Origin of the sequence: Streptomyces boninensis (assembly GCF_048572725.1) — a bacterium.
Taxonomy (GTDB): domain Bacteria; phylum Actinomycetota; class Actinomycetes; order Streptomycetales; family Streptomycetaceae; genus Streptomyces; species Streptomyces boninensis.
The window spans coordinates 3,438,997-3,452,454 of the sequence record NZ_CP183837.1; the positions used below are offsets into that span (position 1 = coordinate 3,438,997).

General features: G+C 72.8%; 12 protein-coding genes. 3 read left to right on the forward strand and 9 right to left on the reverse strand.

Going from position 1 to position 13,458, the window contains the following annotated elements; translation table 11 throughout:
* Positions 1 to 51: 51 nt before the first annotated feature.
* Positions 52 to 570, reverse strand: coding sequence for a MarR family winged helix-turn-helix transcriptional regulator (locus ACNNMR_RS15515; RefSeq protein WP_419995194.1), 519 nt, complete (start codon positions 568 to 570; stop codon positions 52 to 54).
* Positions 571 to 652: 82 nt separating this feature from the next.
* On the opposite strand from ACNNMR_RS15515, the gene ACNNMR_RS15520 reads away from it, so the two are divergent.
* On the forward strand, positions 653 to 1,198 hold the full coding sequence (locus tag ACNNMR_RS15520) for a YceI family protein (RefSeq protein ID WP_419995195.1): 546 nt from the start codon (positions 653 to 655) through the stop codon (positions 1,196 to 1,198).
* A gap of 58 nt (positions 1,199 to 1,256) precedes the next feature.
* Here ACNNMR_RS15520 and panD read toward each other — a convergent pair whose 3' ends face one another.
* Positions 1,257 to 1,673 carry an aspartate 1-decarboxylase gene (gene panD, locus ACNNMR_RS15525; protein WP_419995196.1) on the reverse strand — a complete coding sequence of 139 codons (417 nt, stop codon included), beginning with the start codon at positions 1,671 to 1,673 and terminating at the stop codon, positions 1,257 to 1,259.
* Positions 1,674 to 1,833: 160 nt separating this feature from the next.
* Here panD and ACNNMR_RS15530 point away from each other — a divergent pair, with 160 nt between their 5' ends.
* The gene (locus ACNNMR_RS15530; protein WP_419995197.1) at positions 1,834 to 2,721 is read left to right on the forward strand and encodes a polysaccharide deacetylase family protein; all 888 of its coding nucleotides are present in this window, start codon (positions 1,834 to 1,836) and stop codon (positions 2,719 to 2,721) included.
* A gap of 9 nt (positions 2,722 to 2,730) precedes the next feature.
* Positions 2,731 to 4,074, forward strand: a complete 1,344-nt coding sequence (locus tag ACNNMR_RS15535) for a hypothetical protein (protein WP_419995198.1) — start codon at positions 2,731 to 2,733, stop codon at positions 4,072 to 4,074.
* Positions 4,075 to 4,208: 134 nt separating this feature from the next.
* Here the strand turns inward: ACNNMR_RS15535 and ACNNMR_RS15540 are convergent, their stop codons facing one another.
* From ACNNMR_RS15540 to iolC, 7 genes are all read right to left on the reverse strand, one after another.
* Entirely contained in the window at positions 4,209 to 5,924 is a 1,716-nt protein-coding gene (locus ACNNMR_RS15540; protein WP_419995199.1) for a potassium channel family protein, read from the reverse strand.
* A 7-nt stretch (positions 5,925 to 5,931) separates the two neighbouring features.
* A complete protein-coding gene (locus ACNNMR_RS15545) occupies positions 5,932 to 7,563 on the reverse strand; it encodes a vWA domain-containing protein (RefSeq protein ID WP_419995200.1) in 1,632 nt (543 codons plus the stop codon).
* Positions 7,564 to 7,712: 149 nt separating this feature from the next.
* Positions 7,713 to 7,952 (reverse strand): antitoxin, encoded by a 240-nt coding sequence (locus ACNNMR_RS15550; RefSeq protein WP_419995201.1) that lies wholly within the window; start codon positions 7,950 to 7,952, stop codon positions 7,713 to 7,715.
* Between the two features lie 144 nt (positions 7,953 to 8,096).
* On the reverse strand, positions 8,097 to 9,590 hold the full coding sequence (locus ACNNMR_RS15555; protein WP_419995202.1) for a CoA-acylating methylmalonate-semialdehyde dehydrogenase: 1,494 nt from the start codon (positions 9,588 to 9,590) through the stop codon (positions 8,097 to 8,099).
* Between the two features lie 129 nt (positions 9,591 to 9,719).
* Entirely contained in the window at positions 9,720 to 11,579 is a 1,860-nt protein-coding gene (iolD, locus tag ACNNMR_RS15560; protein WP_419995203.1) for a 3D-(3,5/4)-trihydroxycyclohexane-1,2-dione acylhydrolase (decyclizing), read from the reverse strand.
* Positions 11,576 to 12,502, reverse strand: a complete 927-nt coding sequence (iolB, locus tag ACNNMR_RS15565) for a 5-deoxy-glucuronate isomerase (RefSeq protein WP_419995204.1) — start codon at positions 12,500 to 12,502, stop codon at positions 11,576 to 11,578. Before iolB ends, iolD begins: the two co-directional genes overlap by 4 nt.
* On the reverse strand, positions 12,499 to 13,458 hold the full coding sequence (gene iolC / locus ACNNMR_RS15570; RefSeq protein ID WP_419995205.1) for a 5-dehydro-2-deoxygluconokinase: 960 nt from the start codon (positions 13,456 to 13,458) through the stop codon (positions 12,499 to 12,501). The genes iolB and iolC overlap by 4 nt, the downstream gene beginning before the upstream one ends.

Below are 13,458 nucleotides of genomic sequence, written 5' to 3' on the forward strand. Positions count from 1 at the left end.
CCTCGATTCGAGCACCGCCCCCTGCCCGGCACCAGCCCCCGCGCGAGGCCGTCAGACTTCCGTAACGGCCACGGCTTCCTCGGCGTCCTCGGCAAGCGCCTTCTCGCACACGGGCCGCATCCCGGTGGCCACCGCCTCGGCGATCTCCCCGAGCGCCCGCACCTGCTCCGGCGTCAGCGGGTCGAAGAGCCGCTCCCGCACCTCCGTCACATGCCCGGGCGCGGCCTCCTCCAGCGCCGACATCCCCTCCGCGGTCAGCCGCGCCACGGCCCCCCGCCGGTCGCCGTCGGCCGGACATCGGCTCACGTAGCCGGCCTTCTCCAGCGCGGCCACCGCATGCGACAGCCGGCTCCGCGACGAGCGGACCAGCTCGGCCAGCTCTCCCATGCGCAGGCTGTGGTCGGACGACTCGGAGAGGATCACCAGGATCTCGTAGTACGCCACCGGCATCCCGGAATCGCGGCGCAGCTGCCGGTCCAGGTGCGCGTTGAAGTCCTTGAACGCCTGCATGAAGCTGCGCCAGATCTTCTGCTCATCCGCTGTCAGCCAGCGCGTCTCACTCTCATTCATGCGTCCAGCATAACCACTGCTTGAAGTCTCAACCATCGAGTGTTAGGTTAGATGAGAGTTAAACAACCACGAGGAGCTCATTATGACCACCGCTACCACCATTCCTGGCTACCTGACCGGCACCTGGACCATCGACCCGGTCCACTCGGACGCCTCCTTCACCGTCCGTCACCTGGGCATCTCGAAGGTCCGCGGCCGCTTCGACAATGTCGAGGGCACGATCGTCACCGCCGAGAACCCCCTTGAGTCCACGGTCACGGCCACGATCCCGGCGGCGTCGGTCAACACGAACAACGAGCAGCGCGACGGGCACGTCCGCGCCGAGGACTTCCTCGACGTCGAGAACCACCCGACCCTCTCCTTCCGCTCCACCGGCGTCCGCGCCGAGGACGAGGAGACCTTCCTGGTCGACGGCGAGCTGACGCTGCGCGGCGTAACGCGGCCGGTGACCCTGAAGGTCGAGCTCGGCGGCTTCGGCGACGGCCTCCAGGGCGGCAAGGTGATCGGCCTGTCCGGCTCGACGGAGATCAACCGCAAGGACTTCGGCATCACGGGCGGCCCGGCCGGCGCCGCGGTCAGCGAGAAGATCACCATCTCGCTCGACATCGAGGCCGTGCAGGGGGCCTGACGGCACCTTTCAAGCCCACCCGCCCGCCCATTGCCGTCAGTGACGGGGATGGGCGGGCTCAGTCTTCGCGCACGTCTCCGCGGCGGGCGTCCGCGCCAGGGGCCGGCTCGCCCGGGTCCGAGCCCAGCAGCACCGCCCGGTTGTCCCCGTCCACATGGACGATGCGCGGCTGGAGCGCCTTGGCCTCCGCGTCCTCGACCACGCCGTAGCTGATGATGATCACCAGGTCGCCTGGGCTGATCAATCGCGCCGCGGCGCCGTTGATCCCGATGACCCCCGAGTCCCGCGGACCGGTGAGCACGTAGGTCGTCAGCCGCGCCCCGTTGTTGATGTCCACGACATCGACCTGCTCGCCGGGCAGCAGGTCCGCCGCCTCCATCAGGTCCTCACTGATCGTGATCGAGCCGACGTAGTGCAGGTCGGCCTGCGTCACCGTCGCGCGGTGGATCTTCGACTTGAGCATGGTCCGGAACACGGGGGTCAGAGTAACCACCCGGTAGCCACCCCTCGGCCGACTGTGAGCGAGAACACCGAGCCCGCCGCTCCCGCAAGCCGACCGCATCCAGCCGAGTGCTCTGCCAATAACACGCGTGTCGCTCATCCCGCGCCCCGCCACACCGTGAGACCCATACGTCATGAAATATGACAAATGGGCCGATCGCCTGCCCGGCCGCCGCACGGCGCTCCGCACCGCCCTCGCCCTGGGCCTCGCCGGCGGCTTCAGCCTCGTCGAGGCCCGCAGCGCCCACACCCCGCGCTCCAACGCCGGCCTCGGCGGCGCCACGGACCCCAAGCCCGGCGGCGCCGCCCCACGCGCTGCCGCGGCGCACCCGGAAAGCGCCTACCGCCTCGCCCCCAACACCGGCGGCCCGATGCACCAGCCCGCCCAGGCCCCCCTCGGCGCCCCCTGGCGCCCCGTCGCCGTCCGCCCCCAGGCCTTCGAGACGCTCCGCGAAAGCGGCCACAAGATGGCCCTGACCTTCGACGACGGCCCGCACCCTGGCAATACGCCGGGGGTGCTGCGGGTGCTGCGGAAGCACGGCGTGCGCGCGACGTTCTTCGTGATCGGCGAGAACGTGGCCGACAACCCGGACCTGCTGCGCGCCATCGCCGACGACGGCCATGTCATCGGCAACCACTCGTACACCCACCCCCAGCTGGATCTCATCGAGACCGGCCGGGTCCGCACGGAGCTCTCCCGCACCTGCGACGTGATCGACAAGGTGCTGCGGCAGCCGCCGCGACTGGCCCGTGCGCCGTACGGGATGTGGGACGCGCGCGGCCTGAAGATCTGCGCGGCGCTGCAGATGGAGCCCTTCCAGTGGTCCGTCGACACCCTGGACTGGACCGTGCCGCAGCCGCCCGCGACGACGATCACCAGCAGGGTCCTGGACAGCGCCCAGCCCGGCGCGATCGTGCTGTCGCACGACGGCGGCGGGGACCGCCTTCAGACCGTCAACGCACTCGAGCACTACCTGCCTCGACTGCTCGACGAGGGGTACACGATGGTGCAGCCTGCGTAGGATGAACTCATGAAGCGTTTTGTACGGTTTTTGCCGGTTCTGCTGCTCGCGCTGCTCGCCGGTCTCGGCGGCCTTGCCGGCGGCACGGCGCAGGCGCAGACGACCACCCAGGACGACCTGCGGTCGGTGGCCGACGCGCTGAAGAAGAGCCCGGTGTACGTGCACCCGGACGCCCGGGGGCAGATGTCGCGGGCCCGCCAGGATGCCATGGCGGACTCGATCAAGGACGCCGGCAAGCCGGTGTTCGTGGCGGTGCTGCCCGACGAGGAGCCGTTCCGCGGGGAGGTGGCGCGGAATCTGCGCGCCACCACCGGGATCGCCGGGGTCTATGCGGTGCAGCGCGGCAGCGAGTTCGGCGCGGGGTCCGACCCCCGGGTCATGTCCCCGCAGGCGCGCGAGAACCTCCTCGGCGCCGTACGGGACAGCGAGCGCGGCGACCCCTCCGCCCAGCTCACCTCCTTCGTCGACCAGGCGACCAAGGACGCCCGGGGCCGCGCACCGTCCGGCTGGGGGGTCGACAGCGGCGGTGTCGGTACGGGCGCGGGGCTGGTGCTCGGGCTGCTCGTCCTGGCGGCGGCGCTGGGCGCGCTCCTCGTCTACCGGCGCGGCAAGCAGCGCAAGGCGGCGCAGGAGCGGGCCGAGCTGGAGCGGCTGCGGGTGGTCGTCGACGAGGACATCACCGCCTTCGGCGAGGAGCTCAACCGCATCAACTACGACCCCGCGAAGCCGGACGCGGACAACGCCTCCCGCACCGACTACGCGACCGCCCTCGACGCGTACGAAACCGCCAAGTCCCGGATGGACAACGCCCGCAAGCCGGCCGACGTGCAGGGCGTGACCAAGTCCCTGGAGGAGGGCCGCTTCGCCCTCGCCACCCTCGATGCCCGGCGCAACGGGGCACCGCTGCCCGAGCGGCGGGCGCCCTGCTTCTTCGACCCGCGGCACGGGCCTTCGGCCGAGGACGTGGAGTGGGCGCCGCCGGGTGGTTCGGCGCGCATGGTGCCCGCCTGCGCGGCGGACGCCGCGGTGGTGGCGCAGGGCGGGATGCCCGACTCCCGGACGGTGGAGACGGAACACGGGCGGCAGCCGTACTGGAACGCGGGGCCCGCGTATGCGCCGTGGGCGGGCGGGTACTTCGGCGGCGGGATGCTGCCGGGGCTGCTCATGGGCACGATGCTGGGGCAGATGATGTTCGCGCCCGGTGCGTGGGCCGCCGGGGGCGGCGATTACGGGGCCGGTGGCGCCGAGGGCGGCGACTACACGGGCTCGGACTTCGACAGCGGCGACTTCGGGGGCGGGTTCGGTGGCGGCGGGGACTTCGGCGGCGGGGGTGGCTTCGGCGGGGACTTCTGAGGTCGCGCCGGGGAACGCCGGGCCTGACCCCGGTGCGGGCTGGGCGGGCGGCTTGCGAAACGTCCCGGGCCAGCCCGTCCCGCCTTGCGGGACGCCCTCCCCCGGAGAGATCCCGCTCTCCCCCGGAGAGACATCTACCGGTGCGGCTCCCGCTCGCCCAGCAGGTCGCCGAGCCCCTGCCGCGTAGCCGCCAGCACCACCCCGTCACCCGCCTGCAGTACGTACCCGGGGTGCGGGGCCCACACCAGGTCCTTCTCGCCCGAGGCCAGGTTCAGCGCCACCACCCGCCACGCCCCGGGGCGGAAGGCCTCCGCCACCGTCCGGTCCTCGAACGCCGGATTGCCCGCGACCTCCACCGACGCCAGCAGCAGCACCCGCCGGTCGACGCCGATCGCGCCGATGATCTGCCGGCCCATCATCGCCCCGGCGAAGGACGACGCCGCCAGCGCCGACACCGAGCGGCTGCGGGTCAGGCCCTGCGGGTGGCGGTCGCGGAGGGTGCGGTAGACCGCGGTCGCGAAGGCGTCGTCGCGGATGCGCAGCACCGCCCGCAGCGAAGGATTCTGGGCGCGGGCGCCCAGGACCGCCTCCAGGTTCGTCGTGTCGTCGCTGGTGACCGCCAGCAGCGCCTGCGCGTGCCGGGCCCTGGTCGCCGCCATCACCTCGTCGTCCGTGACGTCGCCGATCACGGTAGGCACATGGAGCCGCCGGGCCACCGCCACCCCGCGCGCCGCCGGGTCGGCCTCCACGCACACCACCGGAATGCCCAGGTCGTGCAGCCCGGTCAGCACCCGCGTGCCGATCTTGCCGAGGCCGAGCAGCACCACATGCCCAGCGATGCCGCGCGGCGGGCGGCGGAGGGTGGTGGCCGTACGGAAGGTGCCGAGGGCCTCCAGCGCGGCCGCGACCAGGACCGGGAGCAGGAGCAGGCCGACGAGGCCGGAGAGCAGCTGCAGCGCCTGGCGGGAGGTGGGATCGCCGATCGCCGGTTCGTTGATCGCGAAGAGGTCCAGGATGGACAGGTACGCCGAGTGCCGCGGCGAGTCGCCGACCACCACCGACGAGATCACCGTCAGCGCCGCCACCGCGCCCACCAGCGCCGCCACCGTCCAGGCAAGCCGCCGCGACATCAGCGACCGCAGCGGCAGCCCCAGTCGGCCGAGCCGCCAGGAGCGCGCCACCGGCTCGCCCTCCGCGGGCGCCACCGCCTCCAGCACCACCGTCCGCCGCCCCACGTCCGCGGCCTCCGCCGCCTCCTGCTCGTCCGGCAGCAGCCGCGGCCCCTCCGCCTCCCGGCCCGGCACCGGCAGCAGCGCGAGGGTGCACAGCGGCGGCTCCCGGTGCGGGCCGACCGCGACCGGGGCCCGCTCGGCGGCGCGCAGCAGCACGCCCGCCGCGCTGATCACCTTCGTGGCGCCGGTGACCGCGGCGGCGACCAGCGCCGGGGTGGCGGTGTCGGCGTCGGAGAGGACGGTGGTGTACGCCTCGGCGCCCGGGCCTTCCGAGCCGGGCGGCGGGTCCAGCAACTCCTGCAGATACTCGCCGAGTTTCCGGTTGTACAGGCGGATGACCAGCCGCAGCTCCGGGTTGAGGCGGCGGGCGCGCAGGGCCGCGTGCACATTGGTCTTGTCGTCGTCGTAGACCAGCGCGAGCGCGGCCGCCCGCCGCAGGCCCGCCCCCGCGAAGGCGCGGTCGTCGGGCGGCTCCTGCAGCAGGTGCGGTTGCGTGCGGTAGGCGCTGCGCAGCTCGTCGGCGACGGCCTCGGCGAGGGCGTCGTCGCCGCAGACCACGAGGTGGCCCGAGGGCAGCGGCGGCCGGGCGGGCGGGATTTGATCGGGGCGTACGGTCACTTGCGCATCATCCCGCCACTTCCGCCGCCTTACGTACGGTCTCGGCCAACTCGTCGACCTGCCGGGACTCGGTCTGGCCGGCGAGGGCGGCGGAGCGTTCGACGAGCTCGTCGACCGTCGGCGCGCCCGGCAGCGGCAGCGGGGTCCCGCCGTCCGGTACGGTCCCGGGCTCCGCATCCGACCGGGTCCGCGGGCCCGCGGACTCCGGCACCGCGCTCGGATCCGACCCGTCCGAGGACGTGGACCGGCCGCGCAGCGCGTCGGCGAAGTACGCGGCGAGCGCGTCCACCTGCAGCGACGTCTCCGCCGCACCCCACAGCCTGCCGCCGAGCGCCGCCGCCTCGATCTCGCTGGACTTCTCGTGCGGCGCCCGGGTCTTCGGGTCCAGCCAGCGCACGGTCGCGGTGGCCACGTGCCCGGCGGCGCCCTCCTTCAGGCGGACGGCGTACAGCGCGGTGACGGTGTGCCCCGGGCCGATCTCGCCGCCGTCGACGGCGTCGTTGCGGAAGTCCTTGTCGGCGACCTGGCGGTTGTCGTAGCCGATGAGCCGGTAGTCGGCGACGGTCTGCCCGTCGAACTCCACCTGCGCCTTGGCGTCCCGCGCGCGCAGCTCGACGTGGCGCGGCAGCTCCTCGGTGAAGACGCGGCGGGCGGCCGTCCGGTCGGATACGTAACTGGTGTGGCCGTCGCCGCGGTTGGTGAGCCGCTCCATGAACGCGTCGCCGTAGTCGCTGCCGACGCCGACGCCGAAGAGGGTGATGCCGTGCGCGCGGCGGGCGTCGGCGATGCGGTCGAGGATGGTGTCGGCGTCGGTGGCGCCGGTGTTGGCGAGGGCGTCGGAGAGCAGCACGACGCGGTTGGTGCTGCCCTCGCGGGCGGCGTCGACGGCGACGTCGTAGCCGCGGCGGATGCCCGCCTCGACATTGGTGCTGTCGGTGGGCTGCAGCTCCTTCACCGCGTCGCGCATCCGGTCCCGGCCGCCGTCGCCGACCCGGGCCATGGGCAGGACGGTGCGGGCCTCGTCGGAGAAGGCGACGATGGCGACGGAGTCGTCCCCGCGCAGCTCGCCCGCGGCGGTGTGCAGCGCGTCCCGTACGAGATCGAGCCGGCCGGGGTCCGCCATCGAGCCGGATACGTCCACGACGAAGGTGAGCGAGGCGGGCGGCCGCCGGGTCGGCTCGACGTCCTTGGTCGCCAGGCCGACGCGCATCAGGGACCAGCCGTCCTGGCCGGTCTGCGCGCCGTCGGTGGCCAGGTTGAAGCCGTTGCCCTCGGGCTGGGGGTAGTTGTGCCGGAAGCTGTTGACGAACTCCTCGTGCCGCACCGTGTCCGGCGCCGGCAGCCGGCCGCTGTCGATGGTGCGGCGGGCGTAGCTGTACGAGGCCGTGTCGACGTCGAGGCCGAAGGTGGACAGCAGGTCGGGCTTCTGGGTGGGGGCGATGCCCTTCTGGTCCTGGGCGGCGCCGCCCTCCTGCTCGGGCTGCCCGCCCTCGAAGCCCTTCGCGGGCGGCGGCGGAGCGGCGCCCCCGCTGCCCTTCCCGGAGGCGTCCTTGGCGATGCCGCCGTCGTCCCCTCCCGTGCAGGCGGCCAGCAGGATGGCGGCGAGCGCGGCCGCCACGGCCAATATGAGTCTTCGCATGGTCCTCCCCCTCGGTGAGCCGGGCGTCGCTGGGACGGGGGAGGCGGGGGATCGGTTTCGGACGTGCCCGGATCGTAATCAACGGCAGACGCCGGACGGGCTGTACAGCCCGTCCGGCGCTTGAGGGCGAAGCGCGAAGCGCCGACGCCCTACTTGCCGTCCTTGTTCGTGTCCTCGATGCCGAGGGCGTCCTTCGCCTTGTCGGCGGTGGACTCGATCTTCTCGGTGTGCTTGCCGCCGGTCTTCTCGTCGACCTCTTCGGCGACCGTGTCGATGCCCTGCCCCATCTTGTCCTTGACCGAGCTGCCCTGGTCGGCCTTGTCGGAGTGGCCGGTGATGGCGCTCTTGGCCTCCTCGGCCTTCTTCTTGATCTCGTCCATGAGTCCCATGCGGGGTCCCCTCGATGGATGGCGCGGATGGTGGTTCGGCGCGGACCTCCCGTACCGGGTGGTGCGAGAGGCAGCAGACAGTGCACCGATATTCGAACGCTAACTCCACCGGGCGCGCCCCGCAGCTCGAGCGCCGGGCGGTGCCTACCGGGACGTGGGAAAGCCCAGGTCAACGCCGCTGTCGGCCGGGTCGGGCCACCGAGTGGTGACGACCTTCGCCTTGGTGTAGAAGCGCACGCCCTCCGCGCCGTAGATGTGGTGGTCGCCGAAGAGCGATTCCTTCCAGCCGCCGAAGGAGTGGTAGCCGACCGGCACCGGGATCGGCACATTCACGCCGACCATCCCGGCCTCCGCCTCCAGCTGGAAGCGGCGGGCGGCGCCGCCGTCGCGGGTGAAGATGGCGGTGCCGTTGCCCCAGGGCGAGGAGTTGATGAGTTTGATGCCCTCGTCGTAAGAATCGGCCCGTACGACACATAGGACGGGGCCAAAAATCTCATCGCGGTACGCATCGGAGTCGGTACGGACCTTGTCGAGCAGGCTGATCCCGATCCAGTGCCCGTCGGCGTGCCCGTCGACGGTGAAGCCGGTGCCGTCGAGGACCACCTCGGCGCCCTGCCCGGCGGCGCCTTCCACATACGACGCGACCTTGTCGCGGTGCTGCTTGGTGATCAGCGGCCCCATCTCGGAGGCGGGGTCGTCGCCGGGTCCGATACGGATCTTCGCCGCCCGCTCGCGGATCTTCTCGACGAGGTCGTCCCCGGCCTGCCCCACCGCGACCACCGCGGACACCGCCATGCACCGCTCGCCCGCGGACCCGTACGCGGCCGACACCGCGGCGTCCGCGGCGGCGTCGAGGTCGGCGTCCGGGAGCACGAGCATGTGGTTCTTGGCGCCGCCCAGTGCCTGGACGCGCTTGCCGGCCGCGGTGCCGGTGGCGTGCACGTACTGCGCGATGGGGGTGGAGCCGACGAAGCTGACCGCGTCGACGTCCGGGTGGGTGAGGAGGCGGTCGACGGCGGTCTTGTCGCCGTTCACGACGTTGAAGACGCCGTCGGGGAGGCCCGCCTCGGCGAGCAGCTCGGCGATACGGAGCGACGGGGACGGGTCCTTCTCGCTCGGCTTCAGCACGAAGGTGTTCCCGCAGGCGATGGCGAGCGGGAACATCCACATCGGCACCATGGCCGGGAAGTTGAAGGGCGTGATGCCCGCGACCACGCCGACCGGCTGCCGGATGGCGGCCACGTCGATGCGGCTGCTGACCTGCGTGGACAGCTCTCCCTTCAGTAGCTGCGGAATGCCGCAGGCGACCTCGACGATCTCCATCCCGCGGGCGAGCTCGCCGAGCGCGTCGGAGTGCACCTTGCCGTGCTCGGCGGTGATGAGCGAGGCGATCTCGTCGCGGTTGGCGTTGAGCAGCTCGCGGAAGCGGAAGAGCACTGCCGTGCGGGCGGCCAGCGAGGAGGTCCCCCAGCCGGCGAGCGCGCCTTTCGCTGCCGCGACGGCCTGGTCGACCTCGCTCTCGGACGCGAAGGCGACCTCCGCGGCCTGCGCGCCGGTGGCGGGGTTGAAGACGGGGCCGTGGCGCCCGGAGGTGCCCTCGGCGGCCTTGCCGCCGATCCAGTGGCCGATGTGCTTCATGAGGTCAGGCCTTTCTCGCTAGTAGCTGCGGGAGGCGCACGGCCCCCGTCCGGTGCGGGTCGCGCTCGCGGCCGCCGGTCCGTCCGGGCCCACCCGTCCCGCCATGCGGGACGCCTGCCCCCGGACTCGTCACAAGTGCCTCCGCCTGGCCGCCGCAGCGCGGACGTAGTCCGCATACGCGGCCTGTGCCGCAGCCCGCTCCGACACCGACGCGACCGGCACGTCCCACCAGGCCTGCGCCGTGGGCGCGTTCTTGTCCGGCGGCGCCGTGCGGACGTACACGCACACCGGGCCCGAAGCCGCTCGCGCCACCCGCAGGGCATCGTGCAGCTCGGCCAGGGTGTCCGCCGGGTGCACCTCCAGGCCCAGGCTCGCCGCATTCGCGGCCAGGTCGACCGGCAGCGGGTCGCCCTCGTAGCCGGCGCCCCCGCGATAGCGGTATTGCGTGGCGAAGGCCTCCGCGCCCGTCTGCTCCGAGAGACCGCCGATCGAGGCGTATCCGTGGTTGTCCACCAGCAGCACCTTGACCGGCAGCCGCTCCTGTACGGCCGTGACCAGCTCGCCCGGCAGCATCAGATACGTGCCGTCGCCGACCAGCGCCCACACGGGCCGCTCGGGCGCGGCGAGTTGGACCCCGATCGCCGCCGGGATCTCATATCCCATGCACGAGTACCCGTACTCGACGTGATACTGGTCCGCCGCCCGCGCGCGCCACAGCTTGTGCAGGTCACCGGGCATCGACCCGGCCGCATTGATGACGATGTCGCTCTCATCGGCGAGCGCCTCCAGCGCGCCCAGCACCTGCGTCTGCGTCGGCCGCGCGGAGGCGTCCGCACCCGCGTACGCCGCATCCGTCACCCGCTCCCACGCCGCCTTCCCGGCCGCGTACTCCTCCGCATACTCACCGGGGACCCGATAACCGGCCAGCCCCGCCGTCAGCGCCTCAAGCCCCGCCCGCGCATCCCCGGTCAGCGGCAGCGACGCCATCTTGTGGGAGTCGTACGAGGTGATGTTGAGGCTCGCGAAGCGGACGTCCGGCGCCGCGAAGAGGGTGTTCGAAGCGGTGGTGAAGTCGCTGTAGCGAGTCCCGATCCCGAGCACCACATCGGCGGTACGGGCGAGTTCATCCGCCACCGCGGTCCCCGTGTGCCCGATCGCGCCGACCTCCGCCGGATGGTCGTATCGCAGCGCCCCCTTGCCCGCCTGCGTGCAGGCGACCGGGATGCCGGTGGCCTCGGCGAAGACGGCGAGCGCCGCCTCGGCACCGCTGTGGTGGACGCCGCCGCCGGCCACGATGAGCGGCCGCCGCGCGCCCCGTACGAGCTCCACCGCATCGGCCACCGCCCGCGCGTCCGGCACCGGCCGGTCGATCCGCCACACCCGCTCGGCGAAGAACTCCTCCGGCCAGTCATAGCTCTCCGCCTGCACGTCCTGCGGCAGCGCGAGCGTGACCGCGCCGGTCTCGGCCGGGTCGGCGAGGACCCGCATGGCCTGCAGCGCGGCCGGGATGAGCGCTTCGGGGCGGGTGATGCGGTCGAAGTAGCGGGAGACGGGGCGGAGGGTGTCGTTCACCGACACATCGCCCGCGTACGGGACTTCGAGCTGCTGCAGCACCGGGTCGGCGGGGCGGGCGGCGAAGGTGTCGCCGGGGAGAAGCAGGACCGGGAGGCGGTTGATGGTGGCGAGGGCGGCGCCGGTGACGAGGTTCGTCGCGCCGGGGCCGATGGAGGTGGTCACGGCGTGGGCGGAGAGGCGGCCGGACTGCCGCGCATAGCCCACTGCCGCGTGCACCATCGCCTGCTCGTTACGGCCCTGGTGGAAGGGCATGGCGTCGGGCCCGTACTCGACGAGCGCCTGGCCGAGCCCGGCGACATTCCCGTGCCCGAAGATGCCCCAGGTCGCGGCGATGAGGCGGTGCCGCTCGCCGTCGCGCTCGGTGTGCTGCGCGGCGAGGAAACGGACGAGCGCCTGAGCGGTGGTGAGCCTCATGCGACCTCGCCCCCTTCTGCGGAATCAGCAGCTTTGGTCATGGGCAGACGCGGATCCACTTGTTGATCGCCCCATTCACTGCGGATCCACGCGTGCTCCGGATGATCGCAGATCAGCCATTCCCGGTCCACCCCCGGCCCGGCCATGACGTTGAGGTAGTACATGGCATTGCCGGGCGCGGCGATCGAGGGGCCGTGCCAGCCGTCCGGGATGAGCACGGCGTCGCCGCCGCGGACCTCGGCGAGGACGTCCGTATTCCGGCCGCGGCCGGAGGGCGAGACGCGGTGATAGCCGAGGCCCGGGGCCTGATCAGGACCGTCCGCGATCTCGAAGTAGTAGATCTCCTCGAGCTCGGACTCCGCGCCCGGGCGGTGCTCGTCGTGCTTGTGGGGCGGGTACGAGGACCAGTTGCCGCCGGGGGTGAGGACCTCGACGGCGATCAGGCGGTCGCACTCGAAAACCCCCGCCGCCCCGAAGTTGTTCACCTGCCGCGAGCAGTTCCCAGCCCCGCGCAGCTCCACCGGGACCGCCCCCGCGGGCCCGTAACGCGCCGGCAGCCGCCGCTCGCAGCGCGCCCCCGCGAGCGCGAAGCGGCCGCCCGCGCCGCTGGCGATCTGCGCGTGCGCGTCGCGCGGCACGTACGCGAAGTCGGTGACGGCCGTGAACGGGCTCTCCCGCCCGCCCAGGTCGAAGACCCGCCCCTCCACATGCACGCTGCACCCGCCGCTCAGCGGCAGCACGATCCACTCGCTGTCCCCGGCCGCGAGGGTGTGCACACCGCCGGGCGGGAGGGTGAGGATGCGCAGCGAGGAGTAGCCCCAGCCGGCGCGCTTGGGGTCGATGTCGAGGTCGTACGGGCCGGTGTCGGCGCCGGAGTGGAGGTGGTACGGGTCCGCGGTCGGGCGGTGCGGTTCAGGTGTCACGTGCTGAAGCCTCCCCTGGCGAGCAGCTCTTCGACCGTAGCGGCGTCCGGCATGGCGGCGGAACAGGCCAGCTCTCCGGCCACATGGGCGCCCGCGGCATTGGCGAACGCGATGGTGCGGGCGAGCTCCCAGCCCGCCAGCAGCCCGTGCACCAGCGCGCCGCCGAAGGCGTCGCCGGCGCCGAGGCCGTTGACGACCTGGACCGGGACGGGCGGGAGTTCGGCGACGGTGCCGTCCCGGTGCACGGCGAGTACCCCCTTCGGGCCCTGCTTCACCACGGCGAGGGTCACGCCGGCGGCGAGCAGTGCGTCGGCGGCGGCGCGCGGCTCGGTCGCGCCGGTGGCGACCTCGCACTCCTCCAGGTTGCCGACGGCGACGGTGGCGTGCGCCAGCGCGTCCGCGTACGCCGGGCGGGCGGTGACCTTCTCGCGCCAGAACATCGGCCGCCAGTCGAGGTCGAAGACGGTCACCTCCTGCCGCGAGCGCGCGGCCAGCGCGGCCATGGTCGCCGCCCGCGACGGCTCCTCGCTGAGGCCGGTGCCGGACATCCAGAACACCCGGGCGGCGCGGATCGCGTCGAGGTCCAGCTCGTCCGCGCGCAGCTCCAGGTCGGGGGCCTTCGGCTGCCGGTAGAAGTACAGGGGAAAGTCGTCGGGCGGAAAGATCTCGCAGAAGGTGACGGGCGTGGGCAGCCCCGGCTCCGTACCCACGAAGGTGTCGTCCACCCCGAACTGCCGCAGCTCCCGCCGCAGATAGCTGCCGAAGGGATCCGCCCCGGTCTTCGTGACGACGGCCGCCCGCCGCCCGAGTCGCGCGGCGGCGACGGCCACATTGGACGGCGAACCGCCGAGGAACTTCCCGAAGGTCTCCACATCCTCCAGACCCACGCCGATCTGCAGCGGGTAGATGTCGACTCCGATACGGCCCATGGTGATCAGGTCGTGCGCCTGCGTCAT

What these genes read in the sequence shown, in the direction of transcription:
- ACNNMR_RS15530 (WP_419995197.1), top strand. Translation starts at nt 1,834, where the DNA reads ATGAAATATGACAAATGGGCCGATCGCCTGCCCGGCCGCCGCACGGCG.
- ACNNMR_RS15515 (WP_419995194.1), bottom strand. Translation starts at nt 570, where the DNA reads ATGAATGAGAGTGAGACGCGCTGGCTGACAGCGGATGAGCAGAAGATC.
- ACNNMR_RS15535 (WP_419995198.1), top strand. Translation starts at nt 2,731, where the DNA reads ATGAAGCGTTTTGTACGGTTTTTGCCGGTTCTGCTGCTCGCGCTGCTC.
- iolC (WP_419995205.1), bottom strand. Translation starts at nt 13,458, where the DNA reads ATGACGCAGGCGCACGACCTGATCACCATGGGCCGTATCGGAGTCGAC.
- ACNNMR_RS15520 (WP_419995195.1), top strand. Translation starts at nt 653, where the DNA reads ATGACCACCGCTACCACCATTCCTGGCTACCTGACCGGCACCTGGACC.
- ACNNMR_RS15545 (WP_419995200.1), bottom strand. Translation starts at nt 7,563, where the DNA reads ATGCGAAGACTCATATTGGCCGTGGCGGCCGCGCTCGCCGCCATCCTG.
- iolD (WP_419995203.1), bottom strand. Translation starts at nt 11,579, where the DNA reads ATGAGGCTCACCACCGCTCAGGCGCTCGTCCGTTTCCTCGCCGCGCAG.
- ACNNMR_RS15555 (WP_419995202.1), bottom strand. Translation starts at nt 9,590, where the DNA reads ATGAAGCACATCGGCCACTGGATCGGCGGCAAGGCCGCCGAGGGCACC.
- ACNNMR_RS15550 (WP_419995201.1), bottom strand. Translation starts at nt 7,952, where the DNA reads ATGGGACTCATGGACGAGATCAAGAAGAAGGCCGAGGAGGCCAAGAGC.